Origin of the sequence: Elioraea thermophila (ex Habib et al. 2022), from assembly GCF_003336755.1 — a bacterium.
In the GTDB taxonomy this organism is placed as follows: domain Bacteria; phylum Pseudomonadota; class Alphaproteobacteria; order Acetobacterales; family Acetobacteraceae; genus Elioraea; species Elioraea thermophila.
This window is the reverse complement of the sequence record NZ_QMDI01000002.1, coordinates 814,557-839,647: the sequence shown is the minus strand read 5'-3', so window position 1 is coordinate 839,647 and position 25,091 is coordinate 814,557. Positions and strand designations below refer to the sequence as shown.

Below are 25,091 nucleotides of genomic sequence, written 5' to 3'. Positions count from 1 at the left end.
CGGTTTGGCGGGCCGCGGCGCGCTCTCTATATCCGAGCGGTCTTCGCTGCTTCCTTGCTTGCGGATCTCGTTGCCATGACGACCCCTCGCGCACCCGTTCCCGTCACCGTGCTCACCGGCTTCCTCGGCGCCGGCAAGACCACCTTGCTCAACCGCATCCTCTCCGAAACCCACGGCCGGCGCATCGCCGTCGTCGTCAACGAGTTCGGCGAACTCGGCGTCGACAACGACCTCGTCATCGGCTCCGACGAGGAGGTGTTCGAGATGAACAACGGCTGCATCTGCTGCACCGTGCGCGGCGACCTGATCCGCATCATCGGGGCCCTGATGAAGCGGCGGGACCGTTTCGACCGCATCGTGGTCGAAACCACGGGCCTCGCCGATCCCGCTCCCGTGGCGCAGACCTTCTTCGTCGACGAGGACGTGCGCGCCTCGGCGAAGCTCGACGCCATCGTCACCGTGGTCGACGCCAAGCACTTCCCCGCCCGGCTTGCCGACGCACCGGAGGCCGAGAAGCAGGTGGCGTTCGGCGACGTGATCGTGGTCAACAAGACCGATCTCGTCTCGGCCGAGGAACTCGCTGAGGTCGAGCGCCGCATCAGGGCCATCAACCCGGCGGCCGAGCTGCATCGCGCGGAGCGGTCGCGCGTGCCGCTCGAGGTCGTGCTCGATCGCGACGCCTTCTCGCTCGAACGCGTGCTCGAGCGGATGCCCGATTTCCTCGCCGACGAGGCGCACGCCCACGAGCACGACGCGGGCGTGACCTCCGTGTCGGTCGCGTTGCGCGGCGAGGTCGACCCCCGCCGCTTCGAGGCCTGGGTCACCGATCTGCTCGCGCGCAAGGGGCCCGACCTGTTGCGGACGAAGGGCATCCTCGCCTTTCCGGGCGAGGCCCGCCGCTTCGCCTTCCAGGCCGTGCACATGATCACCGATGGCGACTTCGTCGCCCCCTGGGGCGAGGACGAGGAACGCACCTCGCGCATGGTGTTCATCGGCCGCAACCTGAGCCGGCCCGAACTCCGGCGCGGCTTCGAGGCCTGCCGGGCGTGAGGAACGCCGCGCCGGGGGTGGGGGCGGCCGAGGCGGGCGCGCCGGAGGACGTGCTGCTGCGCGAACGCGGGCGTTCCTTTGCCTGGGACGCCTTCGTCGTCGCCTGCGCCTTCGACCCCGGCGGCGGCTTCGCCGCCTGGGGCCTCGGCGACGGCACGGTGCGGCTCGTCACGTTGGAAGAACGAACTGACCCCGTCACAGTCCCGGCGCATGAGGGCGCGGTGCTGGCTCTCGCGCCGGACTGCACCGCGGGCGGCGTGCTCGCGGGCGGCGATGACGGGCGCCTGATGCGCGTGTCTCCCTCGGGGGTGGAGGAGATCGCCGCTTGGCCCGGGCGCTGGGTCGAGCACGTGCTCGCCTGGGCGGGGAAGTCGCCCTGGCGCGCGGCATCGGTCGGCAAGACCGTGCACCTCTTCGAGGCCGAAGGCGTGCGGCGCAAGAGCCTCGACCACCCCTCCACCGTCACCGGGCTCGCCACCGACGCGAAGGGCAGGCGGCTTGCAGCGAGCCACTACGGCGGGGCCTCGCTCTGGTTCGCCGCGGCGAAGGAGGACCGACCGCTCAAGCTCGAGTGGAAGGGAAGCCACATCGGCATCGCGGTCAGCCCCGATGGCCGCTACGTGGTGACCGCGATGCAGGAAAACGCGCTGCACGGCTGGCGGCTCGAGGACGGCGCGCACATGCGCATGACGGGCTACCCCGCGAAGACGAAGTCGCTCTCCTTTTCCGCCAACGGGCGGTGGCTCGCCACCTCGGGGGCGGAGAGCATCGTCTGCTGGCCCTTCGACGGCAGAGGGCCGATGGGGCGCGCCCCACGCGAACTCGCCGGCGGGGATACGGTGGCGGTCACGCGCGTCGCCTGCCACCCGGAGCACGAGGTGGTGGCGGCGGGCTATGCCGATGGCCTCGTCCTGCTCGCCGAATTCGCCTCCGGCACGGTGCTGCCGGTGGCGGGCCCCGGCCGAGGCCCGGTCAGCGCGCTCGCCTGGAGCACGGATGGGCGCTGGCTCGCCTGGGGAACCGAGACGGGTTTCGCCGCCCTGGTCGACTTCGCCCCGCGCTGAGGGGCTGCGGGAGCAAACCGAGCCCCGCCATCAAGATTTCAATCTTCGGAAGATTGCATTTTGTATCCGCATGCCCGACATGCGGTGTCGGCACGTCGGTGCCGAACGGTTCACGGAGAGAGAAGGAGGTTTTCATGCGTTCCATGCTGTTCGCCGGCGCACTCACCGCCGCCATCGCCGTCGCTGCCCCGGCGCGGGCCGATACCCCGCTCAATCTCGGCGAGCACTTCCTGCTCCGCTCCTACACGGGCCAGGCCATCGGCGCGGGGCTGCGCGACGTGCTCGCGCTGCCTTCGGTCGCGCTGATCGCCAACACGTCTTCGATCTGCTCGGCGCTGACCGGCTCCACCGCTTCGCAGGTGCTGATGAAGCTGCGCGGCGAGCAGGTCTCGCTCGCCGCCACCGCCAACGCCGAAGAGGCGGCGAAGGCGGCGAAAGAGGCCACCCGCATGGCCGGTGTTGCGGTGCTCTACGGCGGCCAGACGCCGGCGCCCGAGAACCAGGCGATGGTCACTGCACTCCTGAAGGAGCTCGCCGCCGCCAACTATCGGGGCCCGGTGTTCTTCCACCTCGCCGTCTGGGCCGGGCAGATGGTGGAGAACGCCGCTCTCGCCGACGAGACCATCGCGAAGTGGATCGCCGGCCACGACAAACTGTTCGCGCTTGCCGTCGACGCGCAGCGCTCGAAGGGCATGATCCTCAACGTCACCGTGCGCGACGGCAAGCAGGCCGTGGTGCGCGTCGCGCACGAGGTGGACATGGACAAGCCCTGGCTCGACCTCTTCCGCCGCTCGCTGCTGCGCCGCGCCTGACGCAACTCACGGGAGGTGCCTTCACACGGGGCACCTCCCACCCTTGCGGGGCCGGGCACCTTCGGGTCAGGCTTCGCGCCATGGACCCCGCCGCACAACCGAAAGTCGAAACGCCCCACCTGGCGATGCCCAAGCTCGGCTTGGGCACGTTCGGCCTGCGCGGCCCGGAGTGTGCCCGCGCCGTCGCCGAAGCGATCCGTCTCGGCTACCGCCACATCGACACCGCCGAGATGTACGACAACGAAGGTCCCGTCGGTCAGGGTGTTCGCGATTCCGGCGTGCCGCGCGAGCAGGTCTTCGTCACCACCAAGGTGTGGTGGACCAATCTCGCCGACCCCGAGGCGGCACTCGCCGCTTCGCTGCGCCGGCTGCGCTTCGACTGGGTCGATCTCTTCCTGATCCACTGGCCGAACCCCGCCGTGCCGCTCGCCCACACACTCGCGGCGATGGTGCGGCTGAAGGAACAGGGGCTCGCGCGCGCGATCGGGGTGGCGAACTTTCCTTCCGCGCTGCTGCGCGAGGCGGTGGCGACGGGGGCACCCATCGCCTGCAACCAGGTCGAGTATCACGTCATGCTGGGCCAGCGCGCCATCCTCGAGGTCGCGCGCGACCACCGCATCGCCGTCACCGCCTATTCGCCGCTCGGCAAGGGCGGTCTCGTGAACGACCCGACCCTCGCCGCGATCGCCAGACGCCACGGCGCCACCCCCGCCCAGGTCGCGCTCGCTTGGCTGATCGGCCAGGATCTGGTGGCGGCGATCCCGAAAACGGGCAATCCGCAGCGGATGCGCGAGAACCTCGGCGCGCTCGCCCTGCGCCTGACCGACGAGGACCGCGCCGCGATCGCCGCCCTGCCGAAGGATCGCCGGGTGATCTCGCCCGCCTGGGCGCCGGTGTGGGACGCGGCGGCCTAACGCGCCGCGCGCAGGGCTGCCGTCGCCGCCGCGTCGATCCTGCCTGCCGCATCGCAAACCACACCGTAGAGCTCCCGCGCGGCATCCACCGAGACGAGCCCGTCGCGCACATCCGCCGCCACCAGGGTGGGGTCGCGCATGCGAGGATCGCCCCAGCCGCCGCCGCCCGGCGAGACGGCGTGGAGTTCGGCCCCGGCGGGGAGGGTTCTCAGCCCGTAGCGCGGCGCGGGTTCCTCCCGGCCGTCGGGGAAACGGAGGGTCATCGCGCCCGGCGCCCCGTCCTGCCCGCCGCCCACCCCGTAGCCGCCGCCCGCGCCCGCACCTTCGCCGCGGAAGGACTGGCTCGAGGGGGCAAGGAGGCGCACCGCGTACCGCACCCCCGTCCCGCCCCGCCAACGCCCGGCCCCGCCGGAATCGCAGCGGAACTCCTGGCGCAGCACGCGGACGGGAAAGTCGCGCTCCTGCGTCTCGACGTTCGGGATGGCGAGGCCGCCCAGCGTACAGAGGTGGCCGATGGAGTCGAACCCGTCACGACCTGCGACCGCACCGGCGCCGGCCGCGGCCTGGGCGTGGTAGCCGACCCAGCGCGAGCCGTCCGCGTGCAGCCCGCTCATCACGCCGAACAGGTTCTTGGCCCACCCGGCCGAGGCACGGGAGGTGTCGGCCTGGGCGAGGGCCTTCCAGACCGCGTGGATGATCTCGTGGGCAAGGAAGACCGTGCACATCGTCACCGGCGCGGGCGGGCGCGGGTTGACGCAGGAACCTTCCGGGGCCACGATCGTGATCGCGCGCAGCCGCCCCTCGTTGCGCGGGATGGCGGGGTCGAAGAAGGCGGCGAGAGCGAGCCCCACGGCGGAGACGGTGTTGGCGTAGGGGCTGTTCTTGAACCCCTCCACCTGCGGCGAGGAGCCGGCGAAGTCGAGACCCGCCGCCCCGTCAGGGCCGATGGTGAGACGGGCGCGCACGCGGATCATCACAGCGTTCCGCCCGTCCGTGTCGGTCGTTTCCTCGCCCTCGTAGACGCCCGGGGGAAGGCTCTGGAAGGCGCGGCGTTGCAGGGCCTCGGCATGCGCGAGGATGGCTTCCGCGATCGCGCCCCACGCCTCGCCCACCTCCTCGGCGAGGCGGGCGATTCCCGCCGCACCGAGCTTCGCCGCGCCCAGCATGGCGCGCAGGTCGCCGTCCAAGAGATCGGGCGTGCGGGTGTTGGCGAGCAGGAGCCGCCAAAGGTCCTCGCGCACGCGCCCGGCCTCGACCAGCCGCAGCACGGGCAGCCTGATCCCCTCGTGGAAGATCTCCGTCGCCTCCGGGTTGTAGGTGCCGGCCGCCCCGCCGCCGATGTCGGACTGGTGCGCGCGCACGCAGGCGAAGCCCACGAGCGCGCCGCGCGCGAAGGCCGGCACCGCCACCACCCAGTCCGGCAGGTGGTTGCCGCCGGCGAGATAGGGGTCGTTCAGCAGGAAGGCGTCGCCGGGTGCCAGCCCCGCTGCGTCGCGCAGCACGGCGCGCACGGCGAAGCCGCCCGACCCGGTGTGGATCGGGATGCCGTCCGCCTGAGCCACCACGAAGCCCCGCGCATCGGCGAGGAAGCAGGAGAAGTCGTGCGCCTGGGCGAAGATCGGGCTGCGCGCCGTGCGCGTCATCGCGTGCCCCATCTGGCGCGAGAGGTGGTCGAGCCTGCTTTGCGCCAGCGCCCGCAGCACGGGGTCGATCCGCCCCTTCATCGTTCGGCCTCCAGAAGGATGTCGCCGGTCGCGAGCGTCCGTGCGGTCCAACCGGGCGGGATGACGACCGTGGTGGTGTCGAGCGCGAGGACGGCGGGGCCGGCGAGGGTCGTCCCGGGCGGGCCAGGAGAGTCGAGCACGCGCGTTGCCATCATGCCGTGGCCGGAGAACCAGACCGCGCGGCAGGTCTCGCGCGGTTTCTCCGCGTCCGCGTGGCGGCGTGCGGCCGGTCGCGGCAGGCGGGCGGAGGCGCTGAGGGAGAGTGCGACGAACTCGACCGCGCCCCCTGGCTGGATGTGGCCGAAGCGCGCCTCGTGTTCGGCCTCGAAGGCGGCGCGCAAACCGGCCGTGTCGCCGAACGCCACCGCGAGCGACCAGTGCTGGCCGCGATAGCGCAAGCACGCTTCCCTGTGCACGGCGATCGTCGCGGCATCGAATCCTTCGCCGGCCAGTTCGGCCCGCGCGTCGTGCTCGAGCGCAGCAAGACGTTCGGCCGCCGCCGCCACCGCCCCTTCATCGAGCGGGGCGGAGAAGGGGGCGGAGCGGTCGAGCCGGATGTCGGCCGCGAGCATGCCGAAGGCGCAGAAGGCGCCGGCGAGCCGGGGGACGAGCACGCGGTCGATGCCGAGGCCCGAAGCCGCGTCGCAGCCGAACATCGGCCCCGCCCCGCCGCCCGCCACCAGCACGAAGCGGCGCGGATCGAGCCCCCGCCGCAGCGTGATCTCCTCCACCGCCTGCACGATGGCTTGCGTGACGAGGCGGAGCACGCCGGCCGCCGCCTCTTCCACCGGGATCCCCAACGGTGCGGCGAGGCGCGCTTCGATGGCGTCGCGTGCGAGGCTCGGGTCAAGCGCAAGCGCGCCCCCCGCAAAGGGCCCCGGCGCCAGGCGGCCGAGCACGAGCTGTGCATCCGTCACCGTCGGGTCCGTTCCGCCGAGCGCATAGGCGGCAGGCCCCGGGCGGGCGCCGGCGCCGCGCGGCCCGGCGAACAGGGCCCCGGCCGCGTCGACGCCGGCGATGGTGCCGCCGCCCGCGCCCACGGTGTGGATCGCGACCGCCGGCACGGCGAGCGGGTGGCCGGCGATCGCCAGGCTTTCCGCGAGTTCCACCCGGCCTGCGCGCATCAGCGTGACGTCGCAGGAGGTGCCGCCGATCTCGATGGCGACGAAATCCTCCCCCGTCTCCGGTCCGGCGAGCGCGGCGAGGGCCGCCACCCCGGCGGCGGGGCCGGAGAGGACGAGGTTGGCGGGCCGCGCGCAGGCCTGGGCGACGGTGCAGGCCCCACCGTTCGATTGCACGAGAAGGAGCCGACGCGCGTAGCCCAAGTGCTTCAGGCGCGCCTCCAGCGCCTCGAGGTAGCGCGCAATACGTGGCGCGAGCGCCGCATGCATGGCGACCGTGGCGATGCGCTCGTACTCGCCGACGATCGGCAGGACCTCGCCCGAACAGAGGATGTGCCGCGCGGCCGGATGCTCGCCCAGCACCTCGCGCAGGAGCGCGGCGGCGCGGCGCTCATGCGCCGCATCGGCGTAGGCGTGCAGGAAGCCGATCGCCACCGCCTGCACGTCGCTCGCGCGGATCGTTTCGGCGGCGGCGAGCACGTCCGCCTCCGCAAGCGGCTCCCATTCCGTGCCGTCGGGCGCGAGCCGCCCCCGCACGGGCAGGCGGAGATGCCGCGGCACGAGGGGAGGGGGGAAGGGCGTGCGGTGGTCCCAGGGGTCTTCCCGCATGCCGCGACGGATGGCGAGGGTGTCGCGGAAGCCTGCCGTGCAGAGCAGTGCGACCGGCGCCAGCTTGCCTTCCAGCACGGCGTTGGTGGCGACCGTCGAGCCGTGCACGAGGAGGGCGGTGTCGGCGAGCAAGCGCGGGACGTCGCGGTCGAGGGCCTGGGCGGCGAGGGCGAGGGCGGCGAACACGCCCTCCTCCGGCGCGGCCGGCGTGGAGGGAGCCTTGCGGACGAGGAGATGCCCCTCGGCGTCCGCCAGCACGAGGTCGGTGAAGGTGCCGCCGACATCGATGCCGATGCGAAACGGCGGGCGGAGGGGAAGCGCAGCCGGGGTCGTCACGGGGCAGGGGGTGTGGAAGAGGGATCCTCGATTGTCGAGCCCCCGTCTTTTCCACAAGCCCCGACCCTGCCATCTCAAGGGCGATGGACGGCTCGGCCCGGCTCCGCACCACGCTTGAGGATCTGCGCGCGCTGATCGCGACCGCTCGCCCGCTGGCGCGGATCGAGCACGTCGCACTGGCGGAGGCCCTGGGGCGGGTGCTTGCCGCGCCCGTCGTCGCCCGAGCCCCCGTGCCGGCGCGGCCGCTGGCGCGCCGCGCCGGGTTCGCCGTCGCCTCGGCCGAAACGCTCGGCGCCGGCCCCTACGCCCCGCTGCCCCTCTCCCGCGCCGTTCCCGTCCGCGCCGGTGCGGCTCTGCCGGAGGGCACCGACGCCGTGCTGGCGGAGGAGGAGGCGGGGTCGTTCGGCTGCGCCGTCCAGGCGCTGGCCGCGGTGGCGCCGGGCGAGAACGCCCTGGCGGCCGGGAGCGAACTCGCGGCCGGGGAGACGGTGCTGGACGCCGGTGCGAGGCTGACCGCGCGCGCCCTCGGCGCGGCGGCCGCGGCGGGCCTGAGCGAGGTCGCGGTGCGGCCGCGCCCGCGTATCGCGGTTTCGCTCGACGGCCCTGCCGGAGCGATGCTGCGCGCCGCCGCCGGCCCGGCCCTGACCAACGACACGGATGGCGCCGACGTCGTCATCCACCCCTCGGATGGCCTGCCCCGTCTCGCCTGCCGCCCGTTGGAGGACGCTTCCCTCGCCCGCGATGGCGAGCGCTGGCGGCTTGGCCTGCCGCAGACCGCCGCCGCGTGGCTCGGGTGGGTGGCCCTCGCCCTGCCCTTGCTCGCCCGGCTGGAGGGCCGATCCTCGCCGCCGCCCAGCCCCGCCCGGCTTGCCGGGCGCGTCGCCTCCGCCGTCGGGGTCGCCGATCTCGTCCTGGTCGCGCTCGACGGTGCTCTCGCCCGCCCGCTCGCCTCGCCGGACCTGCCGACCTGGCGCGCGGTCGCCCACGCCCATGGCTTCGTCGAGATCCCGCCCGCCTCGGAGGGCATTGCCGAGGGCGGCGAGGTCGTGGTCACCCCGTTCGCCTGAGGCCCGATGCCGCCGCTCGACGCCCTCGCCGCTGTCCGCGCCGCCGCCCGCCAGGAGCAGTTCCTCGAGGTCGTTTCCGAGCAGGAGGCGCGGGCGCGGCTCGCCGCCGCTTTTCCTCCCGCCCCGCTGGGCGTCGAGACCGTCCCGCTCGCGGCCGCCCTGGGCCGCGTGCTGGCGGAGGACATCGTCGCCGCGACGGACGTTCCGCCCTTCGATCGTTCCGTGGTCGACGGGTTCGCCGTGCGCGCGGCGGATACGCTGACGGCGAGCGAGACCCGTCCCGTCCGGCTTGCCCTCAACCCGGAGGTGATCGCCTGCGGCCATCCGCCCGGCCTTGCGGTGGAGCTAGGCACCGCGACGGTGATCGCCACCGGGGGGATGCTGCCGCGCGGGGCGGATGCGGTGGTGATGGTGGAGCAGACCGAGGCCGTCGAAGATGACGCGGGGCCCGCCATCCTGATTCGCCGTCCCGTCGCGGCCGGTGCGAACGTGGGCGGGGCGGGCGGTGACATCGCACGCGGTGAGACGGTGCTGCGCGCGCGCACGCGGCTCACCGCGCGCGAGCTCGGCATGCTCGCCGCCGTCGGCTGCGCCGAGGTGCCCGTGTTCCGCCGCCCCCGCGTCGCCGTGCTCTCCACCGGCGACGAGCTCGTCCCGCCCGGCACCCCCCTCCGCCCGGCCGGGCTCTACGACAGCAACGGCACCATCATCGCGGCGGCGGCCGAGGAAGCGGGTGCCGAGACGATGCGCTTCGGCATCGTACCGGATGATGCCGATCTGCTCGCGGCCCGGCTGGCCGAGGCCCTCGCTGTCGCCGACATGGTTGTGCTCTCCGGCGGCACCTCGAAGGGGGCGGGCGATCTCTGCTACCGCGTCGCCACGGGGCTCGGCCGCGTGCTGTTCCACGGGGTGGCGCTGAAACCGGGCAAGCCGCTCTTCGCTGCCGAAGTCTCGGGCAAGCCGCTGATCGTGCTGCCTGGTTTCCCCACCTCGGCGGTGTTCACCTTCCACGCCTTCGTCGCACCGATGATCCGCGCCTTCGCGGGGCTGGCCGAGGCCGAAAGCGAGCGGGTGGCGGCGCGGCTTGCGGTGCGGCTTGGTTCCGAACTCGGCCGCACCGAATACGCCATGGTCTCCCTGGTGCGCGGCGAGGAGGGACTCATCGCCTATCCGCTGGCGAAAGGATCCGGCGCCGTCACGGCCTTCTCGCTCGCGGATGGGTTCTTCGCCATCCCCGCCCTCGCCGATGGCGTGGAGGCCGGGGCATCCATCACGGTCACGCTGCTCGGGCGTGGGCTCAGGCCGCCGGACCTCGTCGTCATCGGCAGCCATTGCGTGGGGCTCGATCGCCTGATCGGGCTCCTTGCCGAGGAGGGGGTGACCGCGAAGGTGCTGAACGTCGGTTCGCAGGGCGGCCTTGCCGCCGCCCGCCGCGGCGAGGCGGATCTCGCCCCGATGCACCTGCTCGATGCGGAGACCGGCCGCTACAACGCGCCCTTCCTGCCGCCCGGGGTGACGCTGATCCCCGGCTGGAGGCGGCTGCAGGGCATCGTGTTCCGCCCGGGCGACGCGCGCTTCGAGGGCAGGACGGCCGAGGCGGCGATCGCGACGGCGCTCGCCGACCCCAACTGTCTGATGGTCAACCGCAACGCCGGCTCCGGCACGCGGGTGTTGATCGACCGCTTGCTCGCGGGTGCGAGGCCCCCCGGCTACCTCAACCAGCCGAAGAGCCACAACGCGGTGGCGGCGGCGGTGGCGCAGGAAAGGGCGGATTGGGGGGTGGCGATCGTGCCGCTCGCCCGGGCGTACGGGCTCGGCTTCATCCCCATCGCCGAGGAGCACTACGACTTCGCCGTGCCCGAATCCCGCCTCTCGCGCGCCCCCGTCGTCCGCTTCCGCGCCGTGCTCGCCTCGGATGCGGGGCGGGCGGCACTGCGCGCCTTGGGCTTCGAACCTGCGTCGTGAGGACAACGCGCATGCGTCGTTTCGCGCTCGTCATCGTCTCGCTGCTCCTCGCCGCGCCTGCGGCTGCCGACCTGCGCGGCCACGGCGGGCCAGTGAAGGCGATCGCCGTGAGCCCTGACGGTTCCCGGGTCGTCTCGGGCAGTTTCGATGCCTCGGCCATCCTGTGGTCTCCCGCCCGCCATGCCGCGGAGGCGGTGCTGCGCGGCCATGATGGGGCGGTGAACGCGATCGCCTTCGCCCGCGATGGGCGTTTCGCCACCGGCGGCGACGACGGGCGGATCCTGCTCTGGCGGGCGGACGGCACGGGTCCGGAACGGATCCTCACGGGCCACGAGGCGAAGGTGACCGCGCTCGCCGTCTCGCCCGACGGGCGGCTCCTTGTCTCCTCGGCCTGGGACCGCACCGTCCGCCTCTGGCACCTCGAGGCCGACGCGCCGGCCCGCGTGCTGGAAGGCCATGCCGACAACGCGGTGAACGCGGTCGGCTGGTTGCCCGACGGCTCCGCTGTCGTTTCGGCGGGTTACGACGGCACGCTGCGGCTGTGGCCGCTGGATGGTTCGGCGCCGAAACCGCTCGCCGAGCTCGGCCTGCCGCTGAACGCGCTGGCCGTTCTCCCCGACGGCACGGTGGCCGTGGCCGGGGCGGAGGGAACGGTGAGCCTCGTCGCGCGCACGGGCGGCGTGCTTCGCAGGCTGGAGGGGGGGGCGGCACCGGTGATCACGCTGGCCGTCGATGCCGCGGGCAACCGCCTCGCGGCGGGCGGCATCCGCGGTTCGGTCGCGATCTGGTCGCTGCCCGATGGGCGGCTCTTGCGCACTCTCTCCGGCCCCGGGCTTCCCGTCTGGGCGGTCGCCTTCGCCCCGGACGGCGTGCTGTGGACGGGCGGGACGGACCGGATGGTGCGGCGCTGGGATGCGGAGACGGGGGTGCATCTCGGTGCGGCAGGGCTCGCCGAAGTCGAGGTCGCCTCCGACCACCCGGGCGCACGGGTGTTCCGCGCCTGTGCGGCCTGCCACACGCTGAAGGGCGACTCCGCCAACCGCGCCGGGCCGACCCTTGCGCGCCTGTTCGGCCGGCGCATCGCCACGGTGCCCGATTATTCCTACTCCGAAGCGTTGCGGCGGATGGACATCGTCTGGACGCGTGAGACGGTGGCCGCACTCTTCACCTTGGGCCCTTCCGCCTACACGCCGGGGACGAAGATGCCCGAGCAGGTGGTGGGCAGCCGCGAGGATCTCGAGGCGCTGCTCGACTTCCTCGAGATCGCCACCGGCGGCTGAACCGTGGCAGCGACCCTGCTCGACAAGCTGTGGCAGGCGCATCGGATCGCTCCGGCCGGCGGTGGCCGGGACGTGATCCACATCGATCGCATCCTGCTGCACGACCTCTCGGGCGCGCGTGCGCTGGCCGAGGTGGCGGAGAAGGGGTATCGCGTGCCCAACCCTGCTCTCGTTTTCGCCACGCCCGATCACGCCGTCTCCACCGCGCCGGGTCGCACCGCCGACACGTTCCGCGCCGGCGCGGCAGGGGTGGCGATGCTGCGCGACGGAGCACGGCGGCACGGCATTCGGTTGTTCGACCTCGGCGAGGACGGGCAGGGCATCGTGCACGTGATGGCGCCGGAGCTCGGCATCGCCTTGCCGGGGCTCTCCATCATCTGCGGCGACAGCCACACCTGCACGCAGGGCGGGCTCGGCGCGCTCGCCTTCGGGGTGGGAAGTTCGGAACTCGCGCATGCGCTTGCCACGCAGACACTGCGGCTCGCCAAGCCGCGCGCCATGCGCGTGCGCTTCGAGGGGCGTTTTCCGACGGGAACGACGGCAAAGGACGCGGTGCTCGCCGCCATCGGCCGCTTCGGCGCCGGCGCAGGTGCCGGTTGCGCGATCGAGTGGGCGGGCGAAGCGGTGCGCGCCCTTCCCGTCGAGGCCCGCCTCACGCTGTGCAACCTCTCGATCGAGATGGGGGCGAGGATCGGCTTTATCGCTCCCGACGAGACGGTGTTCGCCTGGATCGCAGGGCGCGACTTCGCGCCGCGCGGGGCGGCGTGGGACGAGGCCGTCGCCGCCTGGCGGAACTTGCGCAGCGACGACGAGGCCGTGTTCGACATCGATCTTGCCGTGGAGGCGAGCGGGATCGCGCCGCAGGTGACCTGGGGCACGAGTCCCGAGCACGTGATCGCGATCGACCGACCCGTCCCCTCGCCCGATGAGGCGCCGGACGCGACGCGGCGCGAGGCTTGGGCGGCCGCCCTCGCCTATCAGGGGCTCGAGCCCGGCCGACCGCTCGAGGGCGTGCCCGTCGACTGGGTGTTCATCGGCTCCTGCACGAATGCGCGGCTCTCCGACCTGCGCGAGGCGGCGGCGATCGTCGCCGGGCGCAAGGTCGCGCCGCACGTCACCGCTTGGGTCGTGCCCGGCAGCGAACGGGTCAAGCGCGCTGCCGAAGCCGAGGGGCTCGATCGGATCTTCCGCGCCGCCGGCTTCTCCTGGCGCGAGGCCGGCTGTTCGCTCTGTGTCGCGGCGAACGGCGAGGCGGTGCCGGCCGGGGCGCGCTGCCTCTCCACCTCCAACCGCAACTTCATCGGCCGTCAGGGCCGCGGCGCCCGCACCCATCTCGCCTCGCCGGCGACCGCCGCGGCCTCCGCCATCGCCGGGCGCATCGTCGACATCCGCAAGCCGTTCTGAGCATGCAGCGTTTCGACCGCGTCACGGGGCCGGCCGCCCCACTCCTTCAGCCCAACATCGACACCGACGTCATCATCCGTGCCGAGCGCCTGGTCGGCACGCCGAAGGAGGCGATGGGGCGCTTCGCGTTCGAGGTCTGGCGCTTCCGCGCGGACGGATCGGAGGAGCCGGATTTCGTTCTCAATCGCGCCCCGTTTCGCGGCGCCCCGATCCTGCTCGCGGGGCCGAATTTCGGCTGCGGCTCGAGCCGCGAGGCGGCGGTGTGGGCGCTTGCCGGCCTCGGCATCCGCGCCGTCATTGCGCCCTCCTTCTCCGACATCTTCGCCGGCAATGCGCTGCAGAACGGCCTGTTGCCGGTCGTGCTGCCGGAACAGACGGTGCGCGGCCTCGCCGCGCAGATCGAGGCCGACCCCGACCATGCGCGCGTCACGGTCGATCTCGAGCGACAGGCGGTGGTCGGCCCCGACGGCGCGGCGCACGGCTTCGTCATCGACCCCGATCGCCGCGAGGCTCTGCTGCTCGGCCTCGACGACATCGGGCTGACGCTGCGCCAAGCCGAGTTGATCGAAGCCTGGCAGGCGGAGGACCGTCGCCGGCGGCCCTGGGTGTGGCTCGGCGCGGCGGAAACATGACGCGATGTTCATCTTTCGGCCCAACGGCGGAAAGGTGCCGCCGGATACGCTTGAGTTGTTTGGGCGATCGTCTTTCCCGGCGGATGGTCGCCCGCAGAAGGGGCCGGCGGCAGTTCGACCTCCCAGCCGCCGGCCCATTTTCTTGCCAGCCTTCGCCATGCCAAACTGAACCCGCAGGGCGAGGATCGATCGGGCGACCGTGAGCACCGTCGAGAGGCTTCCGCGAGGGGACGATACGCTCTGGGCCGTGGTGGCGACGGTGGCGAAGACCGACCGCATCGCCGAGGTCTATCGCACGCGCGCCGCCGCACTGGCCGATTGCGCGTGGCGGGTGCAGCAGGTTCGCGCCTACGAGCACCTGCTCATTCGCCAGCGCAAGCCGGTGCCGCACTATTCGGTGGCGCCGATCCGCCGCTCCGACATTCCCAAGCGTTGGCGGCCGCTGCCGGCGCTCGGTTTCCTGCTCTCCACCGCCTGATCACCCGCTTCGCCGGCGGCCAGCCACCAGTCCGGGTAGGCGGTGCGGAGCCTGCGCTCGGCGGCGCGGGCTTCCTCGGCCGTGGCGAACAGGGCGAAGGCGGTGGGGCCCGACCCCGAAAGTCGGGCGAGCAGCACGCCTGGCAGGACGGACAGCGCGTCGAGGACCTGGGCGACGGCTGGGCAGAGCGCTCGCGCCGCCGGCTCAAGCCCGTTGCGGAGCCGCGCGAGATCGCGTGCCATGCCCACCACCTCCGGCCACCCCGCGGGGAGGACGGCCGGTGCATCGAAAGGCCCCTGGCGAGCGGCGAACACGGCGGGCGTGGCCAGCGGCACGCCGGGATTGGCGAGCAGGAGCCCGAAGCGGGGCAGGCGTGGGGCGGCTGCGAGCACCTCGCCGATGCCGCCCATCCGTGACGGACGGGACGCGAGGCAGACCGGCACGTCGGCCCCGAGGGACAGCGCGATCGCAGCGAGCCGGGCCTCGTCGAGCCCGAGGCCCCAGAGGCGGTCGAGCGCTCTGAGCGTGGCGGCGGCATCCGCCGACCCGCCGCCGATGCCCGAGGCGACGGGCAGCCGCTTGTCGAGGGTGAGACGCGCCCCAGCACCCGTTCTCGCGGCTTGGGCGAGGGCACGCGCAGCGCGCAGCACGAGGTTGCCACCCCCCGTCTCGAGGCCGGCGGCGAACGGCCCTGTGACGGTCAGAGACAGGGTTTCGGCCGGTGCGGCGGTCACGAGGTCGCCGGCCTCGGCGAACACGACCAGCGAGTCGAGAAGGTGATAGCCGTCCGCGCGGCGGCCGACCACGTGCAGGAACAGGTTGACCTTGGCCCGTGCGAGCTCGGTGACGGCGCCGCTCTCCCGTTCCGACATCGCAGGGCGCGTGAGGGGGCCTCGGTTCAGCGCGGTGTGGGTGCCGCGCTGTCGGCCGCGACCGCCGCCGGTGGGAGGGCGAGGCCGCTGCGCAGCTTGCTCTCGATCTTCGGGATCTCCTCCGGCTCCGGGCCGAGGGCAAGCGCTCGCTGCCACTGGAAGCGCGCCTCGACCTGTCGGCCCACCGCCCAGTAGGCGTCACCGAGGTGGTCGTTGATCACCGGATCGCGCGGTAAAAGTTCGACCGCGCGTTCCAGCCAGCGCACCGCGCCGCGATAGTCGCCCTGGCGGAACAGCACCCAGCCGAGGGAATCGACGATGTGCCCGTCATGCGGCCGAAGCTCCACCGCGCGTTCCAGCATGCGCCGCGCGCGGGCGAGTTCCCGTCCCTGATCCGCCCAGGAGTAGCCGAGGTAGTTCAGCACGTAGGGCTGGTCGGGCGAAAGCTCGAGCGCGCGCAGGAAATCGGCCTCGGCGCCCGGCCAGTTCTTGGCGCGTTCGTGCGCGATCCCCCGCGCGTAGTAGAGCACCCAGTGCCGACGTTCGGGCGGCCCGAGGCGAGCAATCGCGGCGTCGTAGGCCTCCACCGCCTCGCGAAACCGGCTTCTCCCGCGCAGGATGTCGCCCTTGCGGGCGAGGGGCTCCGGGCGGCCCTCCTCGGCGGCGAGCGCGTCGAGCAAAGCGAGGGCCTCGGCCGTACGGTCGAGCCGATCGAGCACGACGGCGAGACGGATTCGGGCGAGCGGCGCGTAGGGGCTCGAGCGATCCACCGCGCGCAGCAGGGCGGCGGCCGCTTCGAAGCGGCGTTCCCCCTCCAGGATGTCGGCGATCAGCAGCTTGGCGGGCGGAAAGTCCGGGCGAAGAAGAAGCGCGATGCGCAGCAGCGCCAGCGCGAACTCGGACGCCTCCTGCTGTCGCAGAGGTGCGGCGAGGGAATAGAGCGCCTCCGCCATCCCTTCCGCTGCCGAATTGACGGCGCGACGGTTCGGAGCGCGCGCGAGGCGTGCCTCGGCGAGAGCCGCCTCCTCGCTGCCGGCGATGGCCGAGGCGAGGATCCGCCCCACCTCCTCCGGTCGCCCCTCGCGGTTGGCGAAACCGGCGAGAAGCTCGGCCGTGCGCAGCGACGGCGAGCCTTCCGCCTCGGCGGCACGGAAGAATCGCTCCGCCTCGCGCGGGCGGCCGGCGAGGTCGGCGATCAGCCCGGCATGCAACGCGTAGACGGCGCGGAAGCGCGGCCCTTCCGCGAGTGGGCGGAGGGTGGCCAGAGCCTGGTCCCAAGCCCCCCGACCGGCTTGCGCCCAGGCGAGCAGAAGAGGCTGCAGCAGCTGGCCTGCTCCCTCGCGCGGCAGCGCCCGCGCCCGGGCCTCGGCGAGGTCGAACCGGCCGGCGCGCACCTCGGAGGCGAGCACCACCAGGTTCGGCATCAGCGCCTGGGGCTGGCGCTCCAGGATCCGGCCGGCGAGCGGAAGCGCGTCCCGCCCGTCGGCGAGTTCGGCGGCGAAGCTCCGCTGCAGGAGTTCCGGATTGGCCGGATCGGCGGCGAGGGCGGAGGCGAAGAAGCGGGCGGCCGCCTCGGTGTCCGCTTCGGCGGTCGCGAACCGGCCGGCGAGATAGGCACCGAAGGCCCCAGTGGGACGGAACCTGGCCTCGCTGCCGGCGCTGATGGATGCCCCACCCGTCGGCGGCGAGGCGGAGGCGCAGGCGGTGAGGAGGACGAGCGCCAGCAGGGCGAGCCGACGCTGCGAACGGGCCTGCGGCGAAAGGCGTCTGCTGAAAGGAAACCCTGCCATGCCGTAAGGCTATCGCAGCGCGGCAACGAGCGCCACGACCCTGCGTCCCTCACATCATCGCATAGGCGGGGCCGCCCCCGCCTTCGGGGGCCACCCAGGTGATGTTCTGCCGAGGGTCCTTGATGTCGCAGGTCTTGCAGTGGACGCAGTTGCCGGCGTTGATGACGAGCCTCGGTTTGCCCTCCTCGGCGCCGACGATCTCGTACACGCCCGCCGGGCAGTAGCGCGTCTCCGGGCTGCGGTAGCGCGCCCAGTTGTGGCTGATGGCGAGGTCCGGGTCGGCGAGCCGCAGGTGCACCGGTTGGTCGTCCTCGTGCGCCACGTTGGCGAGGGCGACCGAGTCGAGCTTGCCGAAGGTGAGCGTGCCGTCCGGCTTCGGGTAGTCGATCGGCGCGGCGCGTGCCGCCTCCTCGAGCGTTTCGTGGTCCGCGTGGTGGGAGAAGGTCCACGGCGCGCGGCCACGCAGCAGATAGGTGTCGAGCCCAGCGTAGACGAGGCCGCCCCAAAGGCCGAAGCGGGCGAAGGCGGGACGGATATTGCGCGCACGGCGAAGCTCGTCCCAGACCCAGGATTTCTCGAGGGCGGAAGGATACGCTTCGAGAACGTCTGGGCGGCTGCCGGCAAGCGCCTCCGCCACCGCTTCCGCCGCCAGCATGCCCGACTTCATCGCCGTATGCGTGCCCTTGATCTTCGGCACGTTGAGGAAACCCGCGGCACAGCCGATGATCGCGCCACCCGGGAAGACGAGGCGAGGAATGGCCTGCAGCCCACCCTCGTTCAACGCGCGCGCCCCGTAGCCGATCCTGCGACCGCCCTCGAAATACGGCCTGATCTTCGGGTGCAGCTTGAAGCGCTGCAGCTCGTCATAGGGCGAAAGCCAAGGGTTGCGGTAGTCGAGCCCGATGACGAAACCGTACGCCATCAGGTTGTCACCGAAATGATACAGGAACGAACCGCCATAGGTGTGCCGATCGAGCGGCCAGCCGATGGTGTGCAGCACGAGCCCGGGCTCGTGCTTGTCCTTCGGTACCTCCCACAGCTCCTTGAGCCCGATGGCGTAGGTCTGCGGGCTTCGCCCCTCGCGCAGGCCATAGCGTGCCTCGAGCGTCTTGGTGAGGTGGCCGCGGCAGCCTTCGGCGAACAGGGTATAGGTGGCGCGCAGTTCGATTCCCGGCTGGTACGAGGGCTTGCGCGTGCCGTCGCGGGCAAGGCCCATGTCGCCGGTGGCGACACCGACCACGCGGTCGCCCTCGTACAGCACCTCGGCGGCGGCGAATCCCGCGTAGATCTCGACCCCGAGCGCCTCCGCCTGGTTCGCGAGCCAGCGGCACACCTGGCCGAGGCTGACGATCCAGTTGCCCTCGTTGTGCATCTGCGGCGGCGTGGGCAGCGGGATGGCGCGGCTTTCGGTGAGGAACAGGAAGCGGTCCTTGCGTGCCGCCGTGGTGATGGGAGCGCCGAGCGCGCGCCAATCGGGCAACAGTTCGTCGAGCGCACGGGTCTCGATCACCGCACCCGAGAGGATGTGCGCCCCCACCTCCGCTCCCTTCTCGAGCACACAGACGGAGACCTCGCGGCCGGCCTGGGCGGCGGCCTGCTTGAGGCGGATCGCGCAGGCGAGCCCGGCGGGCCCCGCACCGACGATCACCACGTCGAACTCCATTCGCTCGCGCGTCATCTCCGCACCCCCGATTGCGCCCGGCCCAGATAAGGCCATTCTGCGCGGTTGGGGAGGGCAGGAGGTGAGGATGCCCGGCGAGACGGTGGGGCGGAGCGGGTCGGAGGCGACGGAGATCCTGTGGGCCCTTGCGCTTCAGATCGCCTGGGGGGCGGACGAGGCGCTCGCGGACGCCCCGCAGGACCGTTTTCGTGCCGTGGCGGCCCGCGGGCTGGTCGCGACGCCGCCGCCGTCTCGGCGCGTCGCTGACGCGTCCGCTGGTCCTGCCGTGCTGCCCGCCGCCCAGCCCGTCGCCGGCCCGGTCGCCGGCCCGGTCGCCGAGGCGGAGCGGCTGGCCGCCTCGGCCGAGACGCTCGAGGCGCTGCGCGAGACCTTTTCCCGCTTCGAGGGCTGCGCCCTGCGCGAGACCGCGACCAACTTCGTCTTCGCCGACGGCTCGCCGGCTGCGCCGGTGATGCTGGTGGGCGAGGGGCCGGGGGCGGAGGAGGACCGCGAGGGATTGCCCTTCGTCGGGCCGTCGGGGCAGCTGCTGGATCGGATGCTCGCCTCGATCGGGCTCTCCCGTCGCGACGGCACGGTGTACATCACCAACGTGTTGCCCTGGCGCCCGCCCGGCAACCGCAGCCCGACCGACGGCGAGATCGCCGTCTGCTTGCCGTTCCTGCGCCGGCACATTGCGCTGGCGCAACCGAAAATCCTCGTGCTCGCGGGCGGGGTGCCGGCGCGGGCGCTGCTCGGCGCGCGCGAGGGCATCACAAGACTGCGCGGACGGTGGCGCCTGTTGGACATCCCGCCTCTCGCCGCGCCGATCCCGACCTTGCCGACGCTGCACCCGGCCTACCTGTTGCGCAACCCGGGAGCGAAACGAGAGGCGTGGGCCGACCTGATACTGTTGCGTCGCCGCCTCGATACGCTGCTGCCACAAGTTGGGCGAAACTAAGGCACACGAGGATCGCTCGATAGCGGATTGATTGCGCGAGGCGGATCTCGATCCGCGGGATTCGTCCCACACATCGGCGTAGACGCCTGCTTTCCCCGTCGGTTAACGCGAGAGTGTCATGCAGGGGATGGATCACGCCGGGCTGCGCGGGCGTACCGCGCGGCTGATCCTGGGGGCGGCTCTCCTTGCCATCGCCGGCGGGCCACCCGCCGCCCGCGGGCAGGATCAGATGGCGCTGATGGTGCCGCGCCCGCACGCGGGACCTTCGGGGCTTCCCGCCGTGCTCGGCCCGACGGACGCAGCGGCCTATCGGCGCATCTTCGCTGCGCAGGCGCAGGGGCGCTTCGCGCAGGCCGATGCCGAGATCGCCAAGCTGCACGATCGCCTGCTCGTCGGTCACGTGCTGGCCGACCGCCTGCTCGGGCCCCATTGGCGGGCGCGCCCCGACGAGCTTACGGCGTGGCTCGCCAATCACGCCGACCATCCCGACGCCGGGCGGATCCATCGCCTGCTCAGGGCACGCAGCCCACGTGGCGCGGTGCTGCCGCCGGAGCCGGAGGAGCCGCTGCTGCCGGATCCGGACGCCTCGGTCGACGAGGCGCCCCAGCCGCCGCGATCGATCGCGCGCAACCCGGCGCTCGACCGGACGATCCGCGCGCACCTGCGCAACGACGATCCCGCCTCCGCGCTCGCCGTCCTGCGCACGGCACGCACCCTCGATGCCGCCTACGCCGCCAGTCTCGCCGGGGAGATCGCCTTGGGCCTGTTCCTGCGCAACCGGGACGCCGAGGCGCTCGCCGTCAGCCGGGAATTCGCCCGCGGGGCAGGTCTCGAGGTCGCCGATCTCGCCTGGGCGGGCGGGCTGGCCGCTTGGCGCCAGGGCCGCATCGAAGACGCGCGTCGCCTGTTCGAGCGCGCCGCCCGCGCCCCCGTCGGCTCCTCGGCGCGCCGCGCGGCGGCCGCCTTCTGGGCGGCACGCTCCGCCCTTCGCCTGCGCGACCATCGCGCCTATGTGCCCTGGCTTCTCGAGGCGGGGCAGGCGACCCGAAGCTTCTACGGCCTGCTCGCCCGCCGCGCCCTCGGCTTGCCGTCCGGCTTCGCCTGGGAACGTGAGATCGTCGGCGAGAACGAGGTCGCGGTGCTGGCCGAGACCGCGCAAGGGTTGCGCGCGCTCGCCCTGCTGCAGGTCGGCCAGGCCGAGCGAGCGGAGGGCGAGCTCCGGCGTCTCGCCGCCGCGGCGCCGGAGAACGCCGCCCTCGCCCGCGCCATCCTGGTCGTCGCCAGCCAATCCGGCATGGCCGATCTGGCGATGCGCATCGCGCCGCTGGTGGAGAGCCGCGACGGCCGGCCGCGCGACTACGCCCTGTTCCCGCTGCCCGCGTGGCGGCCGGACGAGACGGCGGTCGATCCCGCCCTCGTGCTCGCGATCGCCCGTGTCGAGAGCAACTTCAATGCGGGGGCCGTCAGCCGCGCCGGGGCGCGCGGCGTGCTGCAGATCATGCCGCTCACCGCAAGCTACGTCGCCGGCCAGCCGGAGCTCGCCGGCCGCGCCCGGCACCGCCTGCACGAGCTCGAACTCAACCTCGACATCGGCAGCCGCTACATCACCTACCTGGCACGGCGGCCGGAGATCGACGGCGATCTGTTGCGCCTTCTGATCGCCTACAACGCCGGGCCCGGTTCGCTCGTGCGAATGACGCAGTCGATGGTCCATGGGAACGATCCGCTCCTGTTCCTGGAGGCCATCCCGGTGCACGAGACTCGGGCCTACGTGCAGCGCGTGCTCGCCTTCTCCTGGATCTATGCCAGCCGGCTGCGGCGCCCCGCTCCCTCGCTCGACGCCCTCGCCTCTGGGCGCTTCCCCCGCTATGCTCATGCCGAGCAGATGACGGCCGGAGGAATGGGCGGCGATGGCCTGGCCGGACGCCAACGCCTGAACTGACCGCCACGCTCCCACCCGCCGGGAAAGGCAGCAACGATGGCGCGGATTGACGACACGCGACCCTTCATCCCCGTCAACATCGCGGTGCTGACCGTCTCCGACACGCGGTCGCTCGAAACGGACCGTTCCGGCGATACGTTGGTGGAACGGATCACCGGGTCGGGGCACCGCGTGGTCGCGCGCGAGATCGTGCGCGACGAGGCGGATGCGATCGAGGCGGTGCTGCGGCGCTGGATCGCCGACCCCGCGATCGACGTCGTCATCAGCACCGGCGGGACGGGCATCACCGGCCGCGACGTCACACCGGAAGCCTTCGCGCGGGTGATCGAGAAGCCGATCGACGGCTTCGGCGAACTGTTCCGCATGCTGAGCTACCAGAAGATCGGCACCTCGACGATCCAGTCGCGCGCCTTGGGCGGGGTCGCGGCGGGAACCTACCTGTTCGCGCTTCCGGGGTCGCCCTCCGCCTGCCGCGACGCCTGGGACGAGATCCTGCGCTTCCAGCTCGACAATCGCCACCGCCCGTGCAACCTGGTCGAGCTGATGCCGCGCCTGAAGGAGCACCTGCCGGCGGCGGAATGATGCTTCCTGCGAATGGTCTTCAGTAGAGGCGAGCGAGCAGGCGCGGCGGCACCCCTGCGACCCACAGGCCCAGCAGTACGAGGTTGCGGGCGCTGCGTCGCAGGTAGCCGTCGCGGCGGTGACGCGCCGCGCTGGTCACCGCCTCGGCCTCGAGGGCGACGAGCCTGGCGCGCCCGAGGCGGCGGACGAGGTCGACATCTTCCATAAGGGGGATGGGGCGGATGCCGCCGATGGCGCGGAGCAGGCTTGCCGCGATCAGCAGGCCCTGATCGCCATAAGGCAAGGCGAGCACGCGGCAGCGCCAGGCCACCGCGCGCTCGAGCCGCCGCGCCACCGGTGCGTCATCGTCGAGGCGAAAGCGGAAATAGCCGGCCTTGTCCGGACGGGCGGCCATGTGCTGCGCGGCGGCCTCGGCCCAGCCGGGGGCGAGGCGCGTGTCGGCATGCAGGAGGAGGAGCCAGGGTGCCTCTGCCGCGGCGACGCCGGCGGCGAGCTGGCTTCCCCGCCCGCGGGGGGCGACGACGCTTCGGCAGCCGAAGCGGCGAGCGATGTCCAGCGTGTCGTCGCATGAGCCGCCGTCGGCGACGATGATCTCGCGCGGCACGCCGCCGATCGCGCCGAGCGTGGCGGGCAGAGACCGGCCCGCGTTCAGGGTGGGAATGACGACGGCGAGGTCCATGGGCCGAGCCTGCCAGAGCATCAGGCGCGGTTCGAGTTCCCGACCTGGAAGCGTTCTTGTTTTGTTCTTGACCGGTATGGCGCGGGTCGGCATCCTTCCGCCATCGGTTCGCGGGGAGAGGGGAGAGATGGACGGCTCTCTGCATGGGTCTCCGATGGCGCAAGTCCGCAAGGGGCGCGGCGCGGTCTCGAGCCCACCCTGCCGTTATGACCGTTTCGTCTCCGTTGCGGTGGACGACGGCTGGGGCACGCTGGAAGAGGAGATGCGCGACCCTCCGCCGCTGCCCACGACGCTGACCCGCGATGCGACCCGCAGCGTGATCGCCTGGAACGACAGCCCGGACATCGGCTTCGATCGCGCGGTCAACCCCTATCGCGGCTGCGAGCACGGCTGCATCTACTGCTACGCCCGGCCCTCGCACGCTTGGCTCGGCCTGTCGCCCGGGCTCGACTTCGAAACGAAGCTGCTGTTCAAGCCCGAGGCGCCCCGCTTGCTCGCGCGCGAGCTCAGCCGGCCCGGCTACGTGCCGCGTCCGATCGCGCTCGGCTCGAACACCGACCCCTATCAGCCCGTCGAGCGCCGGCTCGGCATCACGCGCGCGATCCTTGAGGTGCTGCTCGGGGCGCGCCACCCCTGCACCATCGTCACCAAGTCGGCTCTCGTGCTGCGCGACCTCGACCTGCTGACCGAGATGGCGCGGCATCGCCTGGTGCGCGTCCACCTCTCCGTGACTACCCTCGATCGGCGACTCGCCCGGCTGATGGAGCCGCGTGCCGCCACCCCTGGCCGCCGACTGCAGGCGATCAACGCGCTTGCAGCGGCGGGCGTTCCCGCGGGCGTGCTCGCCGCGCCGATGATCCCGGGGCTGAACGACGCGGAACTGGAACGGATCCTCGAGGCTGCCGCGCGCGCGGGCGCGACCTCGGCCGCCTACGTGCTGCTGCGCCTGCCGAACGAGTTGCGCGAGCTGTTCACCGAGTGGCTCACCACCCACTACCCGGAGCGTGCGGCGCGCGTGCTTGCGCTCATTCGCGAGACGCGGGGCGGCAAGCTGAACGATCCGCGCTTCGGTACGCGCTTCTCGGGCGAGGGGGTCTACGCCGCCACACTCGCGCGCCGGTTCGAAATCGCCGCGCGGCGTCTCGGCCTCGACGGCCCGCGCGCAGGCCTCGATTGTTCCGCCTTCACGCCGCCCCGCAGGTGGGAGGGGACCGAGGCGCGTCAGCTCGCCCTGCTCTGACGCGCCCTCAGCCCCGCGCCCGCCGTGGTTGCCGGTGGTGGCGCGTGGCGGGGTCAGATGGTCAGCGTGCCGGCCTTCGCGGCAGCATAGCGCTCCGCGATCTTCCCCCAGTCGAGCACGTTCCACCAGTTGCGCACGTACTCCGCCCGGCGGTTCTGGTAGCGCAGGTAATAGGCGTGCTCCCAAACATCGTTGCCCATCAGCACGCGGTTGCCGTCCATCAGCGGGCTGTCCTGGTTCGGCTTCTGCACGATGGCGAGCCGGCCCTCGCGCGAGACGGTGACGAACGCCCAGCCGGAGCCGAACAGCGTGTTCGAGGCGCGCTCGAACTGTTCCTTGAACGCATCGAAGCTGCCGAAGTCGCGGCTGATGGCGGCAGCGAGTTCACCGGTGGGTTCGCCGCCCTTGCCGCCCATGATCAGCCAGAACATCGAGTGGTTGACGTGCCCGCCGCCATTGTTGCGGATGGCGGTGCGCACGCTCTCCGGCATCTCGGCGAGCTTCATCAGGATCTGATCGACCGGCATCTGCGCGATCGCGCTGTGGCCGGCGACGGCCGCGTTGAGGTTGTTCACCTGCGCGCCGTGGTGGAAGCGCCAGTGAATTTCCATCGTCCGCGCGTCGATCGCGGCCTCGTTGGCGTCGAACGGGTAGGGCAGCGGGGGAAGGGTGAACGGCCCCTGCGCCTGTGCGACGGCGATGCGGGCCGAAGGGGCGAGCGCGGCGGCAGCGAGGCCGAGGCCGAGCCGGAGGCTGGTGCGGCGGGTGAGCGTCATCTGGCGTGGTCTCCCGTGCGTGGTCGTGTTTGTCGCCTCTTGTAGCACCGGGCGGCGGCATTGTCCGCCGGCGGCCGACGTCCCTTCACGAAACGCGGATCACACGCTTCCGTGATCGAGTGCGCGGCCGGGCCGT

Annotated in this window: 20 protein-coding genes and 1 pseudogene; 14 read left to right on the top strand and 7 right to left on the bottom strand. The window is 72.6% G+C overall.

What is annotated here, in order from left to right; all coding sequences use genetic code 11:
• Positions 1-75: 75 nt before the first annotated feature.
• The 4 genes from DWB05_RS05815 (at position 76) to DWB05_RS05800 (ending at position 3,840) form a co-directional block, all read left to right on the top strand.
• Positions 76-1,050, top strand: coding sequence for a CobW family GTP-binding protein (locus DWB05_RS05815; RefSeq protein ID WP_114375891.1), 975 nt, complete (start codon positions 76-78; stop codon positions 1,048-1,050).
• Positions 1,047-2,114, top strand: a complete 1,068-nt coding sequence (locus DWB05_RS05810) for a WD40 repeat domain-containing protein (RefSeq protein ID WP_232818407.1) — start codon at positions 1,047-1,049, stop codon at positions 2,112-2,114. Before DWB05_RS05815 ends, DWB05_RS05810 begins: the two co-directional genes overlap by 4 nt.
• A gap of 134 nt (positions 2,115-2,248) precedes the next feature.
• On the top strand, positions 2,249-2,926 hold the full coding sequence (locus DWB05_RS05805) for a hypothetical protein (RefSeq protein ID WP_114375889.1): 678 nt from the start codon (positions 2,249-2,251) through the stop codon (positions 2,924-2,926).
• A 125-nt stretch (positions 2,927-3,051) separates the two neighbouring features.
• Positions 3,052-3,840 carry an aldo/keto reductase gene (locus DWB05_RS05800; RefSeq protein ID WP_232818406.1) on the top strand — a complete coding sequence of 263 codons (789 nt, stop codon included), beginning with the start codon at positions 3,052-3,054 and terminating at the stop codon, positions 3,838-3,840.
• Here the strand turns inward: DWB05_RS05800 and DWB05_RS05795 are convergent.
• Both DWB05_RS05795 and DWB05_RS05790 read right to left on the bottom strand, forming a co-directional pair.
• Positions 3,837-5,564, bottom strand: coding sequence for a hydantoinase B/oxoprolinase family protein (locus DWB05_RS05795; RefSeq protein WP_114375885.1), 1,728 nt, complete (start codon positions 5,562-5,564; stop codon positions 3,837-3,839). The genes DWB05_RS05800 and DWB05_RS05795 overlap by 4 nt on opposite strands.
• Positions 5,561-7,630, bottom strand: a complete 2,070-nt coding sequence (locus DWB05_RS05790) for a hydantoinase/oxoprolinase family protein (RefSeq protein ID WP_198669056.1) — start codon at positions 7,628-7,630, stop codon at positions 5,561-5,563. The genes DWB05_RS05795 and DWB05_RS05790 overlap by 4 nt, the downstream gene beginning before the upstream one ends.
• Positions 7,631-7,713: 83 nt before the next feature.
• On the opposite strand from DWB05_RS05790, the gene DWB05_RS05785 reads away from it, so the two are divergent.
• The 6 genes from DWB05_RS05785 (at position 7,714) to DWB05_RS05760 (ending at position 14,456) form a co-directional block, all read left to right on the top strand.
• Positions 7,714-8,697: a molybdopterin-binding domain-containing protein gene (locus DWB05_RS05785; RefSeq protein WP_114375881.1), complete on the top strand. Its 984-nt coding sequence runs from the start codon at positions 7,714-7,716 to the stop codon at positions 8,695-8,697.
• A gap of 6 nt (positions 8,698-8,703) precedes the next feature.
• Positions 8,704-10,662 carry a molybdopterin biosynthesis protein gene (locus DWB05_RS05780; protein WP_114375879.1) on the top strand — a complete coding sequence of 653 codons (1,959 nt, stop codon included), beginning with the start codon at positions 8,704-8,706 and terminating at the stop codon, positions 10,660-10,662.
• Positions 10,663-10,673: 11 nt separating this feature from the next.
• Positions 10,674-11,942 (top strand): c-type cytochrome, encoded by a 1,269-nt coding sequence (locus DWB05_RS05775; protein ID WP_114375877.1) that lies wholly within the window; start codon positions 10,674-10,676, stop codon positions 11,940-11,942.
• Between the two features lie 3 nt (positions 11,943-11,945).
• Positions 11,946-13,346, top strand: coding sequence for a 3-isopropylmalate dehydratase large subunit (gene leuC, locus DWB05_RS05770; RefSeq protein ID WP_114375874.1), 1,401 nt, complete (start codon positions 11,946-11,948; stop codon positions 13,344-13,346).
• Between the two features lie 2 nt (positions 13,347-13,348).
• Positions 13,349-13,978 (top strand): 3-isopropylmalate dehydratase small subunit, encoded by a 630-nt coding sequence (gene leuD / locus DWB05_RS05765; protein WP_114375872.1) that lies wholly within the window; start codon positions 13,349-13,351, stop codon positions 13,976-13,978.
• A gap of 199 nt (positions 13,979-14,177) precedes the next feature.
• Positions 14,178-14,456: a hypothetical protein gene (locus tag DWB05_RS05760; protein WP_114375870.1), complete on the top strand. Its 279-nt coding sequence runs from the start codon at positions 14,178-14,180 to the stop codon at positions 14,454-14,456.
• Here the strand turns inward: DWB05_RS05760 and DWB05_RS05755 are convergent.
• From DWB05_RS05755 to DWB05_RS05745, 3 genes and pseudogenes are all read right to left on the bottom strand, one after another.
• Positions 14,441-15,328: pseudogene (locus DWB05_RS05755) on the bottom strand (4-(cytidine 5'-diphospho)-2-C-methyl-D-erythritol kinase); the annotation flags it as partial. The gene DWB05_RS05760 and the pseudogene DWB05_RS05755 sit on opposite strands and share 16 nt — an antisense overlap.
• A gap of 26 nt (positions 15,329-15,354) precedes the next feature.
• Complete coding sequence (locus DWB05_RS05750; protein WP_114375866.1) at positions 15,355-17,118, bottom strand: tetratricopeptide repeat protein; 1,764 nt, start codon at positions 17,116-17,118, stop codon at positions 15,355-15,357.
• Between the two features lie 49 nt (positions 17,119-17,167).
• Entirely contained in the window at positions 17,168-18,796 is a 1,629-nt protein-coding gene (locus DWB05_RS05745; RefSeq protein ID WP_114375863.1) for an electron transfer flavoprotein-ubiquinone oxidoreductase, read from the bottom strand.
• Between the two features lie 70 nt (positions 18,797-18,866).
• Here DWB05_RS05745 and DWB05_RS05740 point away from each other — a divergent pair, with 70 nt between their 5' ends.
• From DWB05_RS05740 to moaB, 3 genes are all read left to right on the top strand, one after another.
• Complete coding sequence (locus DWB05_RS05740; protein ID WP_114375861.1) at positions 18,867-19,736, top strand: uracil-DNA glycosylase; 870 nt, start codon at positions 18,867-18,869, stop codon at positions 19,734-19,736.
• A 118-nt stretch (positions 19,737-19,854) separates the two neighbouring features.
• Positions 19,855-21,678 (top strand): lytic transglycosylase domain-containing protein, encoded by a 1,824-nt coding sequence (locus tag DWB05_RS05735; RefSeq protein ID WP_114375859.1) that lies wholly within the window; start codon positions 19,855-19,857, stop codon positions 21,676-21,678.
• Positions 21,679-21,714: 36 nt separating this feature from the next.
• Complete coding sequence (gene moaB, locus DWB05_RS05730; protein ID WP_114375857.1) at positions 21,715-22,260, top strand: molybdenum cofactor biosynthesis protein B; 546 nt, start codon at positions 21,715-21,717, stop codon at positions 22,258-22,260.
• Between the two features lie 19 nt (positions 22,261-22,279).
• On the opposite strand, the gene DWB05_RS05725 is transcribed toward moaB, so the two are convergent.
• Positions 22,280-22,939 (bottom strand): TIGR04283 family arsenosugar biosynthesis glycosyltransferase, encoded by a 660-nt coding sequence (locus tag DWB05_RS05725; protein ID WP_114376577.1) that lies wholly within the window; start codon positions 22,937-22,939, stop codon positions 22,280-22,282.
• Positions 22,940-23,066: 127 nt separating this feature from the next.
• Between DWB05_RS05725 and DWB05_RS05720 the strand changes: the two genes are divergently transcribed.
• Complete coding sequence (locus tag DWB05_RS05720; protein ID WP_232818405.1) at positions 23,067-24,179, top strand: PA0069 family radical SAM protein; 1,113 nt, start codon at positions 23,067-23,069, stop codon at positions 24,177-24,179.
• A gap of 53 nt (positions 24,180-24,232) precedes the next feature.
• Here DWB05_RS05720 and DWB05_RS05715 read toward each other — a convergent pair whose 3' ends face one another.
• Positions 24,233-24,955 (bottom strand): superoxide dismutase, encoded by a 723-nt coding sequence (locus DWB05_RS05715; protein WP_114375852.1) that lies wholly within the window; start codon positions 24,953-24,955, stop codon positions 24,233-24,235.
• Positions 24,956-25,091: the final 136 nt, after the last annotated feature.